Genomic DNA, 18,905 nt, shown 5'->3' with positions numbered 1-18,905 from the left:
CGGAGACGGGTAGAAGAGCAAAGGAGCAAAAATTGGACAGTAAGGACACCCGGCCACCCTCTCTGGCTCCTGATCAGCAACTGGGGCCGAGCCATCATTATTTCAGGCTCAGCGCCCCGGGAGGCGCTCACCCGCTGGGTGAGCTATGGAGTGCCCGGGACATATCCACCGCCGGATCACCGGAGGTCACACTCCTGATACTGGACAACCAACTGGCCAGGCAGGAAGCTTTTCTGGATCAACTCAGACGTGCTCTGCTATTGACCCGATCCATTGCACACCCACATCTTGCCAGTTGCTATGGACTGTTTGCGGATCGCGGCGGGCACCGTTTCCTCTCCTTCGAACCACTGGGCAATCGCACGCTCGCCACGTTGATCCAGCATAACCAGCTCAAATCACTCTCGCTTCAGCAGAAGCAGGGGCTGGTAATACAGACTGCCAAGGCTCTTGATACCGTTTCACGTTCCTCCCATAAGCCACATGGCGGACTCTGCCCTGAATTGATTTTTCTACCTCCTGGCAAAGGGGTGAAGATTATCGGATACCACTGGCGCGCAGCTTTGGATCCCTATCTGACTACCATGAGCAACCCGCTCTCCTACACTGCCTACCAGGCGCCTGAGGCCTTCCACTCACAGCCGCTAGGTCTGGCAGCAGATATCTATGCACTGGCCGCTCTGACTTATCAGATCTATCAGAACAAACCTCCCTTCAAGCCAGATGATGACGAGTCCACTCGATATCAGCGCGAACTTCGCCCACCCTCCTCGCTGAAACCCGCCCAGTGGCAGGTGTTGAAAAAGGCACTTTCGACTGACATTGAGGAGCGGCAAAGCTCACTCCCGGTGCTGCTCAAAGAGCTTTATCAGGAGTCAGCCGATGACAACAACTCTGCCGCCAGTGAGCTGCCGGACACAGGTGTAAAAGGTGCGAGCCCGATCCAGCGCAAAAAAGCCCTTTCACCCACGCTGCAACGCCTGGGTGATCAGACCCGCGCTGCCACTTCCCGACTGGGTGAGCAACTCAGCCGTGCCAATACCCGCGGCTTTCGCCTGTTTACTGCAGGTGCCCTTGTTGGAGTGCTGATCGGCATACTGATCGGAGTGGCACTGGGTTATCTGACAGCACCAAATGCAACCGACCAACCGATTCAGCGGGTGCAGACAACTGCCAACGAATCGGAGCCGGCAGCGGGACCGGAGCCAGAGAGATACACCACAGGGCCTGCAACCTCTGCCACGGATGCCGCAGCATCCGGCACAGCAGATCAGGTGGCAGAACTGTCTGGTTCCCTCACCGACAGTGATCATGCACCTCAGGATCTGGACTCAGTCGAAGGGGCCGACACCCGTACACGCGTGTTTCAGGATCATTTCGGTGAGGGTCAGCATGCACCACCCATGACAATCCTGCCCGCTGGCAGCTTCCTGATGGGTGACCTCGATAACCGGGGAGATGATAACGAAAGGCCTGTGCGTGAGGTCACCATCAGTCGACCCTTTGCCCTGTCGCGACATGAAGTCACCTTTGCCGAATATGATCAGTTTGCCCAGTCCACTGGCCGCAACCTGCCAAGCGATGAAGGCTGGGGCAGAGGCTCACGCCCGGTGATCAATGTCAGTTGGCACGATGCCGTGGCCTATACACGCTGGCTTGCTCAACAGACAGGTCACCCCTATCGCCTGCCTACCGAGGCTGAATGGGAGTATGCTGCCAGAGCCGGAACAGACACCAGTTACTGGTGGGGAAATGAACTCCTTGACGGGCATGCAGTCTGTGATGAGTGTGGCAGTGAATGGGATGGTGAACGCACTGCGCCTGTCGGACAGTTTCCAGCGAATGCCTGGGGCCTTTTCGATATGCACGGCAATGTGGATGAGTGGGTTCAGGATTGCTATGAGGACACCTACATCGGCGCACCTGTGGATGGATCAGCCAGAACACGTGCAGGTTGTACGCATCAGGTGATGCGTGGAGGGTCCTGGTTTGATATTCCGCGCCTGATACGCTCATCCAGTCGTTATCGCCATCCAGCCAATGCCAGCCGAAACACCTGGGGTTTTCGAGTTGCCCTCGATCTACCCGAATAGACACATCACTAAGGAATGTCATCATGCGTCTTGATACATCAGGCTCTTACATATCGGGCTTCAAAAAGCCTGTTTTCAACACACTGAGTTTCGCTATTCTGGCAGCCACTCTTGCACTCCCGCTGCAAGCCTCCTTGCTGGAGATAGATCAATACCAGCAGGAAAGCCTCTCACTGACACTCTATAACCAGGATATGGCCCTGATCGAAGATATTCGCCGCTTGCCGATTCTGAATGAAGGGCAGCGTCTGAATATCAAGGATGTCAGTCCACGCATGCTGCCCGAAACGCTGCGTATACAGGGTGCTGGTACTATTCTCGAACAGAGCCTGCAACTGGCCACACTGAATTTCAATAGCCTTCTGCAGGCCTATCTGGGCAAGCCTCTGCAACTCGCACGCCTGAACCCGGCAACTGGCCAGGAAAGCATTCTGGATGGAGAGCTGCTCTCCATTGATGGTGCCCAGGCAATTTTCCGCATTCAGGGCCGACTGGAAACGGTCCCCCTGCACTCAGAACAGTGGCGCTTTCTATTCCCTGAGATCCCACAGGAACTGCAGCCGGATACACGCCTGAGTTTCAGAACATCAGGTACTCTGGATCAGGGTGAAGCACGATTCACCTATATCACTCAGGGTATGGGCTGGCAGATGGATTATGTGCTGACACTGAATCAGGACGCTTCAGCGATCGCCATTGAAGGTCTGGCATCGCTGTATAACAACAGTGGCGCTCATTATGAAAATGCCCACATCAGCCTGATGGCGGGCGACATCCAGCGCCCGGAAGCACCACGCGGCCAGATGATGCGCGCCATGGCGGTCATGGAAAGCGACAGCTACGCTCAGGAACCTGAGAGTGTCCAGGATTATCACCTGTACCGCATGCCGCAGACTTTGAGTCTGCATGATCAGGAGCACAAACAGGTACCCTTGATTCAGATACCAGCACTGGCAGCCGGGATCAGTTACCAGCATCAGTTCATGGTCTATCCCTTTCTGGATCAGCAGCGCTATAGCCAGCAGCCGGACATAATGCTGAGTTTCAGGGCACCGGCAGGTAATGAAGCCGCTGCTCCCCTGCCTGCCGGTCAGGCACGTGTTTTCAGGCCGGATGCTAAGGGTGAACTGCAGTTTATCGGCGCATCTCGCATCGGCAATATCGCCGCCGGTGAAGAGGTAGAGATGACGCTGGGCCGCGCATTTGATCTGAGCATCAGCCGTCAGCAGACTCACTACAGTAAAACCTTCGATGGCCATCTGGTGGAACAGCAGATCAGCGTAAGCAACAGCTCTGAGAATGCCCGTGCACTGCGCCTCAGCGCCGGTTTTCAGCAACAGTGGGAAATACAGGAATCAAGCCTGCCTCATCAGGAAGATGGTGCCGGCAATGCCTATTGGGTTCTGGATGTCCCAGCCAGGGAGAGTGTTACCCTGACTCTGAAGGTTGCTCTGAAGGACCGGAAGTCGTGATCATGCCCTGATCAAGTGCTGATCAATTAGTCACGACAGGTCTGGATGGGGAGCGTATCCACTCACTCCAGGAGCCGGCGTAGAGTTTTGCGCCGGCCAGCCCAGCATGCTCCATGGCCAGCAGGTTATGACAGGCGGTAACTCCTGAGCCACACATGTGTATCACCTGATTCGGGCTATAGCCACCCAGAAGCGCCTGCCACTCCTCAGCCAGTGCACCGGGCTCCTTGAAAAGGCCATTGTTCAGGTTGTCATTGAACGGACGGTTAACCGCTCCCGGCACATGACCTGGCACCGGATCGATCGGCTCAACCTCACCACGAAAACGCTCCGCCGCTCTGGCATCCACCAGCAGATAGGTGCGTTGTTGCAGCAGCGACTCCAGTTGCTCACTGGTCACCGTTGCCTTCACCAGACTGATCGGCTCAAACGAGCTATCCTCAGCACAGGCGGATGTTGCCGGAATGCTCTCCTCCATTCGATCAGGGAAACGTGCCTGCCAGGCAGGAAAGCCACCATCGAGCAAGGCTACCGACTGATGTCCAAGCATCCGGATCAGCCACCAGGCACGTGCAGCAATCGCCCCGCTCGCATCGTCATATACAACGACCTGGCGATTCGGATAGAGTCCCAACTGCTGCAGATGCCAGCCAAGCCTGTTCAGATCCGGCAGAGGGTGTCTGCCGGTATCAGGGGTAACAGGCGATGAGAGATGATGGTCCAGGTGCAGGTAATAAGCACCCGGTATATGTCCTTCGAGATAGCTGCGCTCACCGTACTGAACATCGCCCAGATTAAAGCGGCAATCGATAATCAGCGGATCAATGCATTCAGCCAGTTGCTCAACGCTCATCAGGGTAGTGAACATCTCTCACCTCCGCGGTAAGGTATTAAAGATAGGCTTGCAATGACTGTTGCAGAAGGTCCAGTTCATTCTGCAATTTATCTCTGACCTTTTTCTTTGCGCCCTCCACTTCCGCCTGTTTTTCTGCAAGAACCTTGCGTGCCTGTGCAGCTGGATCGGTGGATTGTTTGACCTGATCCAGTAAAGGCTGGATCTGGATCATCACCGCACGCAAACGTCCCTGCTCGATACGCTCCAGCTCTTCGGCACTCTTCTCTTTCTTCTTCTGCACTTCCACCTGTTCAGTGGACACATAGGTCAGAGGACGAATACCGACTGCAATACGGGCTTTTTCCAGCAACGGAGAGGCATAGGCACGCGCTTTCTCGGCACCTCTTTTCAGAACCGTTTCAACATGGTCCAGATCATTCATCAGCTCATTATAGCGCTCGCGCGGATCAGAGAGTTGGGCATCCAGATATTCGAACAGTTCCTGTTTTGCATCCCCCCAGGCGATCCCTTCCAGAAAACGCTGGCGCATTGCAGCTGTCTCCTGCTCGTTGGCAAAGCAACGATAGAGCTGGAACAATGTGCTGTCATCCGGATCTTTCGGCTCGCCTGGCTGACGCAGATCCGTGCGGATCTGGAAAATCAGCGAGCGCAGCGTGTCCCGATCACTAAACAGTGGAATGGTATTGTTATAGCTTTTGGACATCTTGCGCCCATCCAGCCCCGGAATCAGCTTCGTCTCTTCATCCACCTGTGCTTCGGGCAGTGTGAACAGAGGCTGATACTGGAAATTGAAACGACCTGCGATATCGCGGGCCATCTCGATATGCTGAATCTGGTCCTTACCAACCGGAATGATATCGGCATTGAACATCAGAATATCGGCAGCCATCAGAATGGGATAATTAAACAGCCCCATCAGCACACCATCATCCAGATCCTCCTTGCCAGCTTCGCGGTTCTGATCGACGGATGCCTTATAGGCATGAGCGCGGTTCATCAGACCCTTGGAGGTCAGGCAGGTCAGAATCCAGGTCAGCTCAGTAATTTCAGGAATATCAGTCTGGCGATAGAATACCGCCTGTTCGGGATCAAGCCCCATCGCCAGCCAGGTGGCGGCTATTTCACGTGTTGATGCCGCGACACGATCCGGCTCATGACACTTGATCAGGGCATGAAAATCGGCCAGGAAGAAATAACTTTTAAAGGCAGGGTTCCGGCTCGCTTCAATCGCTGGTTTGATCGCACCCAGGTAGTTGCCGATATGCGGCGTACCGGTTGTGGTGATTCCGGTCAGTACGGTTTTTTGACTCATCTGCTGCTCTTACGCCCAATACTCGATACAAATAGCGCTCTATAATACACAAAATAAGTCTGTGCTGCTGCACAGTCTGCATGGCAATAAATCTGACTGATAAAGTCGGTTTTTGACAAAGCCGATGCTCTGACCAACACTTATCACTACCAGTCAGACCTTATGACTTTACTTCAGTGATGATCTTGCCTCGGAGGCAATATGGACACATCCACACACAATTTCAAAACGCTATTTGAACAGCTCGGACTGCCTGCGGAAGAGCAGCAGATTGAGCAGTTCATCAGGACCCACAAGCTTTTCAGCAGTGAGGTGCGGCTCGAGTCCGCAACCTTCTGGACACAGTCTCAGGCTGATTTTCTGCGTGAAGCGATCAGCAGCGATTCCGACTGGGCCGAGGTTGTTGATGAGCTGAACGCCCGCCTGCGTGATTGACCCTGAGTTTTCCGGGGTTGATTCGGGGCCATCCGGCCCCATCATTCCACTATACCCATGAACTGACAGAAGCCCACACACATGCTGACGCTTATCTCACCTGCTAAAACTCTGGACTATGAATCCCCCCTGGCCACCCAGCGCCACACCCAGCCACAGCTTATTGATCAGGCCGCCACTCTGATCAAAACCATGAAGCAGAAATCCGTTCAGGATATCGCTGAGATGATGAAACTGAGTGACAAGCTGGCCAGCCTTAATGTGGCAAGGTATGGGAGTTGGTCCCCCGCCCATACTCCCGAGAATGCTCGCCCTGCTGTACTGGCGTTCAAGGGAGATGTCTACACAGGCCTGCAGGCGGAGCTGTTTTCGGAAGAGGATTTCGACTTTGCTCAGGCGCATCTGCGCATCCTGTCCGGTCTTTATGGCCTGATGCGGCCACTGGACCTGCTGCAGCCCTATCGTCTGGAGATGGGCACCCGCGTCAGCAATCCAGGTGGCGATAATCTCTATCAGTTCTGGGGTTCATTGATCACCGATCGACTGAATCAGGAGTTGGAGCAGCAGCCCGACCCGGTAGTGATCAACCTGGCCTCAAACGAGTACTTCAAGGCGGTCAAACCCAAAGAGCTGAAGGCACGGATCATCACACCTGTGTTCAAGGATCAGAAGAACGGGCAGTACAAGATCATCAGCTTCTATGCCAAAAAGGCACGGGGTCTGATGAGTCGATACATGATCACCAACCGTATTGAGACTGCAGAAGATCTGAAAGGATTTGATCTGGAAGGGTATTACTTTTCTGCGAAAGACTCGAAAGAGAATGAGTGGGTATTCCTGCGCGATCACGCCGAATAACCATCTCATTCTGAATCCCCTTTACCGATTGTTCGGTAAAGGGGATAAATAAAGCATCAGGCGGATTGCTCGATACCGACAATGACCCAGTTACCACCCTGCCCGCGCATATCACGGTTCAAGTGCCAGATTTCGCTGAACTCGGCTGTTTCACCATCGCGCTCTTCACGCATCCAGCCATAGAAGTGAATGCTGGCCACTACATGATCACCTTCATCAATGAAGTTGATCAGCTCAGCCATCACAGACACCACCTCTGTGTGTTGATCAGCCGCATGGCGGGCGCGCTCTGCCTGCAGCAGATGCAGCAACTCAATGGAGGTGTATTCAGCGATCTCATCCCACTCCTGAGTGTCCCAGACCTGCTGCAGATGCACGAAATGCTGCTGTGCGCCCTCCAGAAAAGCGGCCTTATCAAACCACTCCGGCAGCGTCAGTTCCGGCTCTGCCAGCAGGGAACCTGCTGTATCGAAGCCCGAAGCCGACGTCTCGGCAGGCTGTGGTGCTGACTGGCGAAACAGGTTTTGAGCATCGCTCTGAGCCCGTGGTGCAGCATAGGCAGGCTGCTGCTGTTGCTGCCGCTGCCCGGCCCGCATGGCAGACACCACTTTAAAGATCAGAAAACCCAACAACCCGAGCAGCAGAAGATCCATCAACTGCACACCCTCAAAGGCACCGCCCATGAACAGAGCGGCCAGCAGGCCACCGGCCAGCAGCCCTCCCATCATACCACCCATGCCACTGCGCTGAGCGGCAGCCGGGTTATTACGTGCAGGTGCAGCCTCCTGCTGCCTGGCAGGTGCCGGCGCACTGCGCTGAGGTGTGGAGTAGGATTTTCCAAATGATCCACCACCTCCTAAACGTCTGGCTTCTGCGTCCAACGGCAGTAAAAACAGACCTATCATCAGGGTGATCAAGGGTAATGTCAGACGTCGCATGCGCTCTCCTGTAAAAAATCAAACTTGTTTTTGTAATCGTTTCAATGTCTGGGCAACAACCGCCAGATAGATGCCGGTGAATATTAGCAGTATCCCCACCAATTGGTAGAGGTAAACCGACTCTCCCAAAAACAGTACTGACAGCGCCATGCCGAACAGCGGCATCAGATGAATGAACAGACCGGCAGTCGGCGCTCCCAGTTCCGCGACCCCTTTGTTCCAGAAGATGAATGACAGGATCGATGGAAAAATCGCCATGTACAGTACCGTCATCATGATATCTGAACGCATCTCAAGCAGCGGCACCCCACCTTGCTCAAAGATCGCAAGGGGCAGCAAAACCAATACACCCGCCAGCACAGAGAAGCCAAAAAAAGTGAAACCATCCAACTCAGCAGGTTTCCAGCGCAGTGCCACCGAGTAAAGTGCCCAGCTCATCACGGCACCAAATATCCATAGATCACCGCGATTGAAATCCAGTGACGTGATCACCTGATGATCACCCCGACTGACCAGCACGACAACACCGCAGAAGGAGATGAAGACGCCAACCCACTGCCTGAAACCGGCCTTTTCACCCAGAAAAAGAGAGGTGATCACCAGTATCACGATGGGAATGGCCGACTGCATCAGCGTTGCGTTACTGGCCGTGGTATATTGCACCCCCTGGTACACCAGTGTGTTGAAGCAGACCACACCCAGAAAGGAGAGCAACAGAAGCCGGGGCAGATACTGACGTATGACAGGCAGGTTTCTGATCAGTTTAGGCAGCAGCCAGGGCAGTATCAGCAGGAGCGCCAAACCCCAGCGCATGAAAGCCAGGGTAAAGGGTTGCATATCCAGATGTATCGCTCGTGCCAGAATGAAGTTGCCTGCCCAGAACAACACCGTCAGGATAAGCAGTATATAAGCCACTGATATATTTCCCAATCATGATAAAGGCAGTCATTCTAGCGGTAGATACAAAAGAGTGCATCCTTCATCGGAGCTAAGAGACCAACACTGAACTCATCAATGCTAATGTCATTGATCTGTATATAACATAGAACCTCTGTCGAGCTTTACAGTCACAATGACAGACATTTTTTCAGCACAGTTACGCAATAACAGGTTATTCATGCACAGATTAACAGGATTGAATCGCTTTATTTTCACCTTGCTTGCGCTCCTGCTACTGAATATCAGCAGCAGCCAGGCTCATATCATCACCAGCCCTTACGATACCCGTGAGTACGAAACACTGGTATTGGACAACCAGCTCAAGGTACTGCTGGTGTCGGACCCTTCAGCCGAAAAAGCGGCGGCATCACTGGATGTCGGCGTGGGTTCAGGAGCCAATCCTGTGCATCGCCCGGGCCTTGCCCATTTTCTGGAGCATATGCTGTTTCTCGGCACAGAGCCCTACCCTGAGGCCGACGGCTATCAGCACTACATCAGTGCCAATGGCGGCAATCACAACGCCTTCACCGCCTACGAAAACACCAATTATTTCTTTGATATACAACCTCAGGCATTCGAAGGTGCACTGGACAGGTTTGCTGCCTTTTTCACCTACCCGCTGTTCAGCCCGGAGTATGTTGAGCGCGAGCGGCATGCCGTCGAATCAGAGTTTCAGGCCAGACGCCGTGATGATCGACGCCGTGCTCACGAAGTCAGCAAGGCAATCATGAATCCGGATCATCACTTCAGCCGTTTTGCCGTGGGTGACCTGGCTTCTCTGTCTGATCAGCCTGGTCAGTCCATTCGTGATGAACTGATTGAGTTTTACAATCGCTACTACTCAGCCAATCTGATGAGCCTGGTGGTACTTGGCCCGCAATCACTGGATGAGCTGCGCGAACTGGTGACAGAGCGCTTCGGTAAAATTCGCAATTTCGATGCCGAACCCTTTATTGACGAAGCGCCTTTGTACAGTGAAGGCACCCTGCCTGCCCTGCTGGATATCCAGACCCTGCGCCAGACACGCAGCATCAGCCTGAGCTTTCCGGTAGAGCCCACCAAGCCTCACTGGGAGAAGCGCCCGCTTTACTATATCGCCAGTCTGGTAGGCTATGAGGGCGAGGGCAGTCTGCTGTCACTGCTCAAGGCCGAAGGTCTGGCCAACGGGCTGGGGGCTTACAGCGGCCTTGATCTTGAGAACAGCGCCACTTTTGATGTCGCCATTGACCTGACAGAAAAGGGTTTTGAAGACTATGAGCGCGTGGTTGAACTCTTCTTTGCTTTTATCGAGGAGTTGCGTCTGCAGGGTGTTCAATCCTGGATCTTTGAAGAGGAAAAGGCCCTGGCCGATCTGCAATTCCAGTTCCGCGAGAGCCGTCAGCCGATCCACGAAGTGACCACCCTGGCTCAGATTCAACAGCGCTATCCGACACAACATCTGCTCAATGCGGGATACTATTTCGGTGAGTTTGACGCGGATCTGATCCATCGCTACCTGGACCGTATCACTCCGGAGCAGATGCTGCTGACCCGTCAGGCTCAGGATCTGGAAACCGACCAGACTGAAGTACGCTACAACGTCGGCTACAGGGTTACCCAGATTCAACCCGAACAACTGACCCGCTGGCAGGCACCCCAGTCTAATCAGGCACTGGCCGTCAGAAGCAGTAACCGATTCATTCCAACCGACCTGTCTCTGGTGGAGCGGGAACAGGCGACTGATACTCCTGAACTACTGCTGCAGGAGCCAGGTGTCAGCCTCTGGTTTCAGCAGGATCAGCAGTTCGAGCTGCCCAGAAGTGATTTCTTCTTTGCTCTGATGTCGCGTCCGGTGGCACAGAGTACCGAAAATGCCGTAATGACCGATCTCTATATCCGCATGGTCAATGACGAGCTGAATGAGCCACTGTATGATGCCATGCTCGCGGGGTTGTCTGCCTCGCTCTATCCCCATCTGCGCGGCTTTTCACTGCGCCTGTCGGGCTACAGTCCAAAACAGCCTCTACTGCTGGATGAGCTTTTGCTGGTACTGCAAAACCCGACAGCCGATCTTGCACGCTTTGATCGCGTCAAACGCCAGATGCAGGAGAGTCTGATCAATCAGGCGCAGGAAGCCCCGACTCAACTCAGCTTTCAGAAGCTGTACACGCTGCTGATGACCCGCTGGAGCACCGAAGAGAAACTGGCTGCACTGGAGGAGATCACTCTGCAGGATCTGCTGGCTTTTATCCCGGTCATCTATGAAAAAGCCGAACTGCGCATGCTGGCACACGGCAACCTGACCAACGACACGGCTCGCAACATGGCTACCAGAGTTGCAGAACAACTGATAGAGGAGGCAGATGAAGGGTTTATCATTCCCGTGATTCAGCTGCCTGCTGATGAACCCCTGATCGAAACGCTCGATCTGGCTCACCACGATGCGGTACTGAACCTCTATCTGCAGGGGCGCAACAGCAGCATTGAAGAGCGTGCGGCTGTCGCACTGCTTAACGAGATCATCTCAACGCCCTTCTACTCGGAGCTGAGAACAGAGAAGCAGTTTGGCTACATAGTCTTCTCCAACTACCTGCCGCTGCGGGATGTACCTGGCATTTCGCTGGTCGTGCAATCCTCTGTCGCAGACCCTCTGGAACTGATGCCTCACTTCACTGACTTTCTGGTAAGGATGCGAGAGCTGATCAGCGACACCTCAGACGAGAGTCTGGAGCAGTTCAGACAGAGCCTGAGATCCAGGTTGCTGCAGCCGGATAACACACTGGCAGACCGCTCAGCAAGATACTGGCGTGAGCTTGATCGAGATGGTTCCTTCACTACACACATACAGATTGCTGATGCCGTAAGCCAACTGGATCGGGAAACTCTGCTTGAAACACTGCATGCCCTGCAGAAGCGCCAACTGATACTGCGCCATTTCGGGTCAGAGAAGCAGGAAGAGATCAGTGATGAAGAGCTGACCTTGACGAGTCAAAACAGGATTGATCAACTCAGAACTGCCGAGTTTTTTGTCACCGAATAGGACTTGTCGTCAGTAAGAGAAGCTGGAGGTAAACTCCAGCTTCTCTTACTACTCTTCCTGCTCGACCCGCATGCCTGAAAAATAAAGTTCATTCAGTCGAGGCAACCAACTGGTATCCTCCTCCGGTGGTGCTTCCTCACTCTCGGCCTCGGCCTCGGCAGCGAGCGCTGCCGCCATCGCTTCAACTTCGTCAGGCCCCAGCGTTATGCCACGCAGCCCCGTCATCGGATCGCAGTCCTCATCCTGTATCAGGAAACAGCGCTGCATAAACAGATCATCATAGATCTGCCGAAACACCAGATCCTCACCCCGTGCCGCCGCTGCCCGTTGCTGCGGATCCTGCCGCACTATCTCATCAAGGGTGATCTCCACCACAAAAGGCTCTTCCGGTTCGGAGTAGTGGATCACAACAGGTTCGGGTGGAGGCCGGATACCGGAAGGATGAATCTCCGGCATCTGCTCCCGATCAAAGCTGCCCCACTCCATATCATCATAGGCTGAGCTCCCCCTGACCATGCCGGAGAAATGCTCATCGGTCACAACGCGATAGGGTATCTCCTCGGTCTGCTGTGCCGGTACTGAAGACGCGAGCAGCAGAATACCCAGTGATGCCAATCCCTTCTTCGATAATCCCTTCACTAATGCCTTAGGAGGCAGCCTTTTATAATTCAAGGGGGTAGATCGATTCTGCATACAACGCCAGCTCCTCAAGGATCTGCATCGTCCGCTCATCTGATGCGTGCTCTGCTCCCAGCTGGTTCAGTATCTCATAAAATTTCGGCAGTGACAGATAGCCGCTTTTCTCACCATGCAGCAGTTTCTGGCTGCGATACTCCTCCCAGCGCTGCTGCTCATCATCAGACAGCGTCTGCGGAAAATTGCGCGCCTTGTAGCGCAACAGCATCTCCTCCAGGCGCGGATCCTGAAATGGCAGATCCAGCTCAGCCAGCTGCTCCAGATCTGCACGCCGCACCTGCTCCATCAGTTTGCGATCCGTATCACTGAAAAAACCGCCGCTGTAAAGCATATGATCGGGATCACCATCGGCTGGAAACTCGTTTTCAGTATAGATGTCGGCCACTTTTTTCGCCAGACCAGGCTCATTGCGCAGCAGGGAAAGGTGACGACGACAGACATCGCCATCTATCTGCAACCGTGCGGCCTCCTCGGTGTTCAACATGCCGGCAGGCGCAATGATTGGGCAGCGGTTGGCATGCACTTGCTTCAGCGCCAGCACAGGCGCATCTGCGGGCAGCTCATCCCGCGAGGTATAGATCAGATGGCGCAGCGCCTCAACTGAATGGCTGAGCAGCGGCTCAGGGTCGACTCGAAGATCCCAGACCAGTGTACTGTTGCGGTTGGTCGGATGCTGCGCCAGAGGGGCCACTATCGCCGCATTGCCACACTCCACCGGATAGCGTGATGAGATATGCAGCACCGGCTTCATGCTGGCAACATCAATCAGCGACTGTACCGCCTGTTTGGAGCGGTGATTCAACACATACTCATACAGCTTCGGCTGCCGCTCTCTGACCAGACGGGCCAGCGCAATGGTGGCATAAACATCCGACAGAGCATCATGCGCCTGATCATGCTGCAAACCATTGGCACGGCTGAGATCCTCCAACCGCAAGCTGGGCCTGCCATCCTCATACTCCGGCCAGACAATGCCATCGGGTCTCAGCGCACGGGTCAGACGCAGCATATCGATGATATCCCAGCGCGAGCAGCCATTCTGCCATTCCCGCGCATAGGGATCATGAAAGTTGCGATACAGTGTGTAGCGCGTCACCTCATCATCAAAACGGATACTGTTATAACCCACGCCACAGGTGCCCGGACGTGACAGCTCAGCATGTATCCGGGAGATAAACTCCGCCTCACACACGCCCTCATGCAGCGCCTTCTGCGGCGTGATGCCGGTGATCAGACAGGCCATGGGATGGGGTAACAGATCATCTGAGGGGCGCGCGTAAAGCACCACCGGTTCCTCGATGATATTCAGGTCGGCATCGGTCCTCACGCCCGCGAACTGGACCGGTCTATCCCGCTTGGGGTCAGTGCCGAAGGTTTCGTAATCGTGCCAGAAGAAGGTCTCTTTAACCGGCTGCACCATAACTCTCTCTCATAGTCTGATTCGCTTGAGCCTGAAGCACATTACCGCAAAGGCTTATAGTTGATACGGTAATTATGTTTTATCATGAGCCAAGATTAACAGCTTAAGCTCAGGGGATCACCCGCATGCAGCCAGATAGTGTGACACCGGATCAGACCTGTCCCTGCCAGTCAGGCAAAAGCTTTACGGATTGCTGCTCAGCCTTGATCCAGGGGGCCACGCATGCGGCCACGGCAGAAGCCCTGATGAGATCCCGCTACACCGCCTTTTGCGTCGGTGCCGTGGACTATCTGATCGATACCACTGCCGCCGAGAAGCGCCACCCTGAAGATCATGCCTTGATAGCGGAGCAGACACAGATCACCAACTGGACAGGGCTGAGCATCCTGGCCACAGAAGCCGGAACGGAAAACGATGAAAAGGGTGTAGTAGAGTTCGAGGCCCATTTTGAAGCTCCCGAAGGTGGTGGAGTGCTGCATGAGCGTTCCCGTTTTCGCAAGGACAAAGGGCGTTGGTATTACGTTGATGGCGAAGTGGAACTGCTCAGCGACTGATTCACCCTACCCTGAAAATACAGCTCAATTTTCACCCGGATCTGCCGATTACTAAAGGATAAGATAAACGGTTCATAGATCGAGGTTCGTCATGCGTATCGACGCCAGCTCCTTCCAGTTGAACGCATCCCATGCTGCCTACAGCCGACTGGAAATCTCGGAGCGTTTGAGCGCTGGAATGGTGCATACCGATCCTGCATCAGGCAACCGTCAGGTCACTGCTGCGGCTGAATACTCACGCCATGAGGTGCATGAAAGCAGCTCACTGCTCACCTACAGCGAGCTGCGCCGGCAGGCAGGCGACCCCTCTAATACCCTGAACAATATGGACATGAATCCCGACAGCCTGACACCGACTCAACGGCCACAGTCGCAGAGTATTGACGAGATCGACAAAGCTGAGCCCTTTCGTCTGGAGCTCTCATCCGAGGACAGATTCCGCGCGCAACTGATCAAGAGCCTGTTCGAGTCCCTGACCGGCAAGGAGATGCACTTCGCCCTGCTGGATGAAGAGCTCACCGCCCCCTCTGATGTCGCTGCAGTGCCCGCTCCGAATCCCCGACAGACAACAGGGGCACCGGCTGGTATGGGGGAGAGTGCAGGGGAACTCGGCATCGAGTACCATTATCAAGAGACCTTCCACCAACAGGAAAACATGCAGTTCTCTGCCCGAGGGCAGGTGACAACCGCCGATGGCAAGTCACTGGAGATCAATATTGACCTGAACATGAGCAGAGAGCTGTATGAGCACAAAACCATCTCCCTGCGCATGGGGGCCGCACTGGCCGATCCGCTGATTCTGAACTTTGATGGCGCAGCCATTGAACTGAGTGAGAGGCGCTTTGAGTTCGATCTGACTCTGGATGGCAAAAACGATCTGATACCGACACTGGCCAGCAACAGCGCATTTCTGGCGCTGGATAAAAACAATGACGGCAAGATCAATGATGGCGGCGAACTCTTTGGTGCCCGAACCGGTGATGGTTTTGCAGAACTGGCAGCCTACGACAGTGATAATAATGGCTGGATTGATGAGAATGACCCCGTTTTCAGCCAGCTGCTGCTATGGATGAGACCGGGAAGCAGCGAAACACAGCAGCTTGTGTCACTGGCGGATGCCGGCGTCGGTGCCATCTATCTGGGCAAGGCAACCACACCCTTTGAGCTCCATGCCCGGGGCAGCAACGAGTTACTGGGCAAGGTTCAGGCGACCGGCGTATTCCTGAATGAAGATGGTCGTGCCGGAACAATACAGCATGTAGACCTCACAGTCTGATATAATCCCCCCGCCGTGAAACTGAGCGGCCGATGACAAGCCGGACGACAGTAACTTTTCACGCTGTTTCTGACGCATCCTCGCCTTTATTAAACGCTCAGTGATCGTTACAATATTGTCCCTTCGCTCATCTCTTTTTAGGGCTACCGGCATTGCAAAGTGCTGGTTGTGGTGCTTGATGTTAGCAAACCTGTTTAAACCCAAATGGTCTCATCCCGATCCTGAAGTACGGGCGCGTGCAGCTGACAAGCTGGATCCGAGCCAACCCAGACAGCATCTGACTCTGAAAGGTCTGGCACTGCAGGACACCAGCCCGGACGTTCGACGCGTTGCCATCACCAGGCTTACGGACCCAGAAATCCTGATGCAGATTCTGGATCAGGAGCAGGATAGTGCCCTTCGAGAAGTATCAGGCGAGCGCTTCTGTGAGCTGTTTCTGAGCGTAGATAACCCGTCGGCATCGGGCCTTGAGTGGATTGCTCGTATCAGCTCTGAACAGACTCTGAAGCTGATTATTCTGAAAAGTCAGACCCCGGCGATCAATGAAGCGGCGCTGCGCAAAATATCAAGCCAGATAATCCTGGCAGAGATCGCGCTGAATGCACCACTGACCGGTATCCGCCAGCTTGCAGCGGAGCAGATAGAGGATGAATCGGTACTTGAGGAGCTGCATCGCAATGCCAGAGGGCGCGATAAAGCCGTACTTCGCATTGTCCGAGACAAGCTTCAGCAACTTAATGAAAGCAAGCAGCGTACCGAAGCCGCCATCAAACAGCAGTCTCAGTTGTTACAGAACCTGAGCATCCTGATCGACAGCGAAGACAGACTGCATTTCACCATCCGCCTGCAGGCGATCAGTCAGGAGTGGGACAAACTCCCCCTGCATCCTGATTCTGAACTGACAGAGCGTTTCGCGCAGAAGCTTGAAGAGGGTCACTCGATTTCGACTGAGCTGAACGCCCGACAGGAGAAGCTTAAGCAGGAAGCCCAGGCTGCCCAGACCCTGCAGCAGCTTCGCCAGCGACTGGCTGCCGAGATATCTGAATTCAAAGAGAGACTGGATCAGGCATGTCACACCCCGGAACAACTGACGGAGCTGCAACCGGATCTGGCTCAACTGACCAACCGTATCGCAGAGTTGCCGGAGAATGAGGCACTCAAATCAGCAGCAGACAACCTGCAGCAGACAGCTCAGGCAGCCATTGACGCCTGGCGTGTTATCAACTCAGACAGCTGCATCACTGATCCACTGCCACCATTTTCTGATGTGCATGGCATCGAGCAGCAACTGGCAAAACTGAGCACGCAGATAACCGCCATCAATTGGCCGCAGACACTGCCCGAACCTGATGCACTTCAGCAGATCAGACAGCAGATCCTGACTTTGCGTGCAGAGCAGCGCTCATTAAGACAACAGCAAGGCAGTCAAATCAGCCAGCTCAGTGAACTCTTAACGCAACTGGAAACCGCCCTGGCTCAGGGTGAAGCACGTCAGGCACAGAAGCTGGAACAGGAGGTGGATAAACTCGCCGTCCAACTCAGCCAGAAGCTGCCAGAGGCAGTGGATACGCGACTGAAACAGCTCAAGGCACAGGCTCTGGAGCTTAAAGACTGGCAAGGCTTTGCTGCCAACTCCAAGAAAGAGCAGCTCTGCATGCAGATGGAGTCTCTGGTCAACAGTGATATTGAACCCGGCCTTCTGGCTGAGCAGATACGTGATCTGCAGAAAGCCTGGAAAGAGCTGGATGCGACTGATCCGGTGCATTCGCGCTCACTCTGGCAGCGTTTTCGTGAAGCCTCGGTTGCCGCCTATGCGCCCTGCGATGCACACTTCAAGGCGCAGAGCGAGCTCAGAGCGTGGAATCTGGCACAGCGTGAACAGATCTGTGAACACCTGGAAATCTATCTGTCGCAGATAGACTGGGAGCAGGCAGACTGGCGAGCACTGGAGCAGATCATCAATCGCGCCAAGGGAGAATGGCGTCGATTCGTACCGGTAGACCGCGGCCCGGGCAAGGTGGCTCAGAAGCAGTTCAACCAACTGATCAATCAGGCTGATGCCCAGCTGAAGGCCCACAAGGAAGCCTGCAAGGTGATGAAGCAGGCACTGCTGGCCGAGGCCGAAAGCCTGAGAGATGAAACCGATATCCGCCATGCCACCGAGCAGATTCGACAGATTCAACAGCGCTGGAAAGAGACAGGCGTCACCTTCCGTAGCCAGGAAAGAGTACTGTGGCAGCAACTGCGTGAACACAGCGACTATATCTTTGCCCGCCTGAAGCAGGAGCAGAGTGCTGCCCAGCAGGGCAAGCGCAGCCAGCGCCAGGCCGACCTGCTGCTGGAGCCACTTAGCAACTGTCTGCATGCTCCACGCAGTGTTGCCCACAGTCTGAGCTGCCTGCAGAAAGCGCAGGCTGAAATCGAGGCTCTGGAGTTGCCTCCGCGCCAGTTGGATGAGATACAGCAGCGGCACGATCGACTGAAGCAGGCCATTGAAAAAGAGATCAGCCTGGCGACCGACCTGATCAGTAAGGATCAGCTCGCCACACTTCAGCGACTGAGCCTCCTGTGCGAAAAAGCCGAGCAATCACTGGCAGAAGCGGATGATACAGTTCAGGATCATCTGCAACAGCTATTACAAGCCGCTGAGGATTCAGCTCTTCTGAAAGACCCCTATGCAGGATTGATTCAGAAACGCATCAGCACGATACAAGCAGCATTGAGCCAGTCATCAGACATTGAAGAACAACTCGAAAATGCCTATGACAGCGCCAGACTGCTGTGTGTCAGACTTGAAATACTGCTCGGACACCCCTCTCCTGAAGAGGATCAGGCGATCCGAATGGAGTACCAGATGCAGCGGCTGCAGCAGGCCATCGCACAGCAATCCGACACCACCCGACTCAAGGATATCCGCAATCTCGAACTGGAATGGTTAACGGTGCCTTTTGCCTGGCAGATGGATGATCTGAGCGAGCGCTTCGACGCTCTTCTGCAGGCTGAATAAAGAGGTTAAGCAGTATTGGGGCAGAACAAT

14 protein-coding genes are annotated in these 18,905 nt (G+C 54.5%); 8 read left to right on the top strand and 6 right to left on the bottom strand.

What is annotated here, in order from left to right:
- Positions 1-32 precede the first annotated feature (32 nt).
- Positions 33-2,093 carry an SUMF1/EgtB/PvdO family nonheme iron enzyme gene (locus tag F7R27_RS04450; RefSeq protein ID WP_151703014.1) on the top strand — a complete coding sequence of 687 codons (2,061 nt, stop codon included), beginning with the start codon at positions 33-35 and terminating at the stop codon, positions 2,091-2,093.
- 23 nt (positions 2,094-2,116) lie between these two features.
- Positions 2,117-3,565, top strand: a complete 1,449-nt coding sequence (locus tag F7R27_RS04445; RefSeq protein ID WP_151703013.1) for a DUF4139 domain-containing protein — start codon at positions 2,117-2,119, stop codon at positions 3,563-3,565.
- A 22-nt stretch (positions 3,566-3,587) separates the two neighbouring features.
- Here F7R27_RS04445 and F7R27_RS04440 read toward each other — a convergent pair whose 3' ends face one another.
- Positions 3,588-4,433, bottom strand: coding sequence for a sulfurtransferase (locus F7R27_RS04440; RefSeq protein WP_151703012.1), 846 nt, complete (start codon positions 4,431-4,433; stop codon positions 3,588-3,590).
- Positions 4,434-4,455: 22 nt separating this feature from the next.
- The gene (locus F7R27_RS04435; protein WP_151703011.1) at positions 4,456-5,733 is read right to left on the bottom strand and encodes a tryptophan--tRNA ligase; all 1,278 of its coding nucleotides are present in this window, start codon (positions 5,731-5,733) and stop codon (positions 4,456-4,458) included.
- A 201-nt stretch (positions 5,734-5,934) separates the two neighbouring features.
- Between F7R27_RS04435 and F7R27_RS04430 the strand changes: the two genes are divergently transcribed.
- Positions 5,935-6,168, top strand: a complete 234-nt coding sequence (locus F7R27_RS04430) for a DUF2789 domain-containing protein (protein ID WP_151703010.1) — start codon at positions 5,935-5,937, stop codon at positions 6,166-6,168.
- Positions 6,169-6,249: 81 nt separating this feature from the next.
- Positions 6,250-7,026 (top strand): peroxide stress protein YaaA, encoded by a 777-nt coding sequence (gene yaaA, locus F7R27_RS04425; RefSeq protein WP_151703009.1) that lies wholly within the window; start codon positions 6,250-6,252, stop codon positions 7,024-7,026.
- A gap of 56 nt (positions 7,027-7,082) precedes the next feature.
- Here yaaA and F7R27_RS04420 read toward each other — a convergent pair whose 3' ends face one another.
- Positions 7,083-7,964: a Tim44 domain-containing protein gene (locus tag F7R27_RS04420; protein WP_151703008.1), complete on the bottom strand. Its 882-nt coding sequence runs from the start codon at positions 7,962-7,964 to the stop codon at positions 7,083-7,085.
- Positions 7,965-7,982: 18 nt separating this feature from the next.
- Complete coding sequence (locus F7R27_RS04415) at positions 7,983-8,879, bottom strand: DMT family transporter (protein ID WP_151703007.1); 897 nt, start codon at positions 8,877-8,879, stop codon at positions 7,983-7,985.
- Between the two features lie 202 nt (positions 8,880-9,081).
- Between F7R27_RS04415 and F7R27_RS04410 the strand changes: the two genes are divergently transcribed.
- Positions 9,082-11,922, top strand: a complete 2,841-nt coding sequence (locus F7R27_RS04410; protein WP_168927423.1) for an insulinase family protein — start codon at positions 9,082-9,084, stop codon at positions 11,920-11,922.
- A gap of 48 nt (positions 11,923-11,970) precedes the next feature.
- Here the strand turns inward: F7R27_RS04410 and F7R27_RS04405 are convergent, their stop codons facing one another.
- Both F7R27_RS04405 and sbcB read right to left on the bottom strand, forming a co-directional pair.
- Positions 11,971-12,561, bottom strand: coding sequence for a hypothetical protein (locus F7R27_RS04405; RefSeq protein ID WP_151703005.1), 591 nt, complete (start codon positions 12,559-12,561; stop codon positions 11,971-11,973).
- Positions 12,562-12,583: 22 nt separating this feature from the next.
- Positions 12,584-14,038 carry an exodeoxyribonuclease I gene (gene sbcB, locus F7R27_RS04400; protein WP_151703004.1) on the bottom strand — a complete coding sequence of 485 codons (1,455 nt, stop codon included), beginning with the start codon at positions 14,036-14,038 and terminating at the stop codon, positions 12,584-12,586.
- Between the two features lie 125 nt (positions 14,039-14,163).
- Here sbcB and F7R27_RS04395 point away from each other — a divergent pair, with 125 nt between their 5' ends.
- The 3 genes from F7R27_RS04395 (at position 14,164) to F7R27_RS04385 (ending at position 18,875) form a co-directional block, all read left to right on the top strand.
- Positions 14,164-14,592: a YchJ family protein gene (locus F7R27_RS04395; protein ID WP_151703003.1), complete on the top strand. Its 429-nt coding sequence runs from the start codon at positions 14,164-14,166 to the stop codon at positions 14,590-14,592.
- Positions 14,593-14,683: 91 nt separating this feature from the next.
- On the top strand, positions 14,684-15,868 hold the full coding sequence (locus tag F7R27_RS04390) for a hypothetical protein (RefSeq protein ID WP_151703002.1): 1,185 nt from the start codon (positions 14,684-14,686) through the stop codon (positions 15,866-15,868).
- A 178-nt stretch (positions 15,869-16,046) separates the two neighbouring features.
- Positions 16,047-18,875, top strand: coding sequence for a DUF349 domain-containing protein (locus F7R27_RS04385; protein WP_151703001.1), 2,829 nt, complete (start codon positions 16,047-16,049; stop codon positions 18,873-18,875).
- The last annotated feature ends 30 nt before the right edge of the window (positions 18,876-18,905 follow it).

Origin of the sequence: Nitrincola alkalilacustris (genome assembly GCF_008973755.1) — a bacterium.
GTDB classification, from domain to species: Bacteria; Pseudomonadota; Gammaproteobacteria; order Pseudomonadales; family Balneatricaceae; genus Nitrincola; species Nitrincola alkalilacustris.
The sequence above is the reverse complement of the archived record's forward strand: the minus strand, read 5'-3'. Positions and strand labels throughout refer to the sequence as shown.

What these genes read in the sequence shown, in the direction of transcription:
- F7R27_RS04445 (WP_151703013.1), top strand. Translation starts at nt 2,117, where the DNA reads ATGCGTCTTGATACATCAGGCTCTTACATATCGGGCTTCAAAAAGCCT.
- F7R27_RS04395 (WP_151703003.1), top strand. Translation starts at nt 14,164, where the DNA reads ATGCAGCCAGATAGTGTGACACCGGATCAGACCTGTCCCTGCCAGTCA.
- F7R27_RS04440 (WP_151703012.1), bottom strand. Translation starts at nt 4,433, where the DNA reads ATGTTCACTACCCTGATGAGCGTTGAGCAACTGGCTGAATGCATTGAT.
- F7R27_RS04385 (WP_151703001.1), top strand. Translation starts at nt 16,047, where the DNA reads ATGTTAGCAAACCTGTTTAAACCCAAATGGTCTCATCCCGATCCTGAA.
- F7R27_RS04435 (WP_151703011.1), bottom strand. Translation starts at nt 5,733, where the DNA reads ATGAGTCAAAAAACCGTACTGACCGGAATCACCACAACCGGTACGCCG.
- F7R27_RS04410 (WP_168927423.1), top strand. Translation starts at nt 9,082, where the DNA reads ATGCACAGATTAACAGGATTGAATCGCTTTATTTTCACCTTGCTTGCG.
- sbcB (WP_151703004.1), bottom strand. Translation starts at nt 14,038, where the DNA reads ATGGTGCAGCCGGTTAAAGAGACCTTCTTCTGGCACGATTACGAAACC.
- F7R27_RS04390 (WP_151703002.1), top strand. Translation starts at nt 14,684, where the DNA reads ATGCGTATCGACGCCAGCTCCTTCCAGTTGAACGCATCCCATGCTGCC.
- yaaA (WP_151703009.1), top strand. Translation starts at nt 6,250, where the DNA reads ATGCTGACGCTTATCTCACCTGCTAAAACTCTGGACTATGAATCCCCC.
- F7R27_RS04430 (WP_151703010.1), top strand. Translation starts at nt 5,935, where the DNA reads ATGGACACATCCACACACAATTTCAAAACGCTATTTGAACAGCTCGGA.
- F7R27_RS04420 (WP_151703008.1), bottom strand. Translation starts at nt 7,964, where the DNA reads ATGCGACGTCTGACATTACCCTTGATCACCCTGATGATAGGTCTGTTT.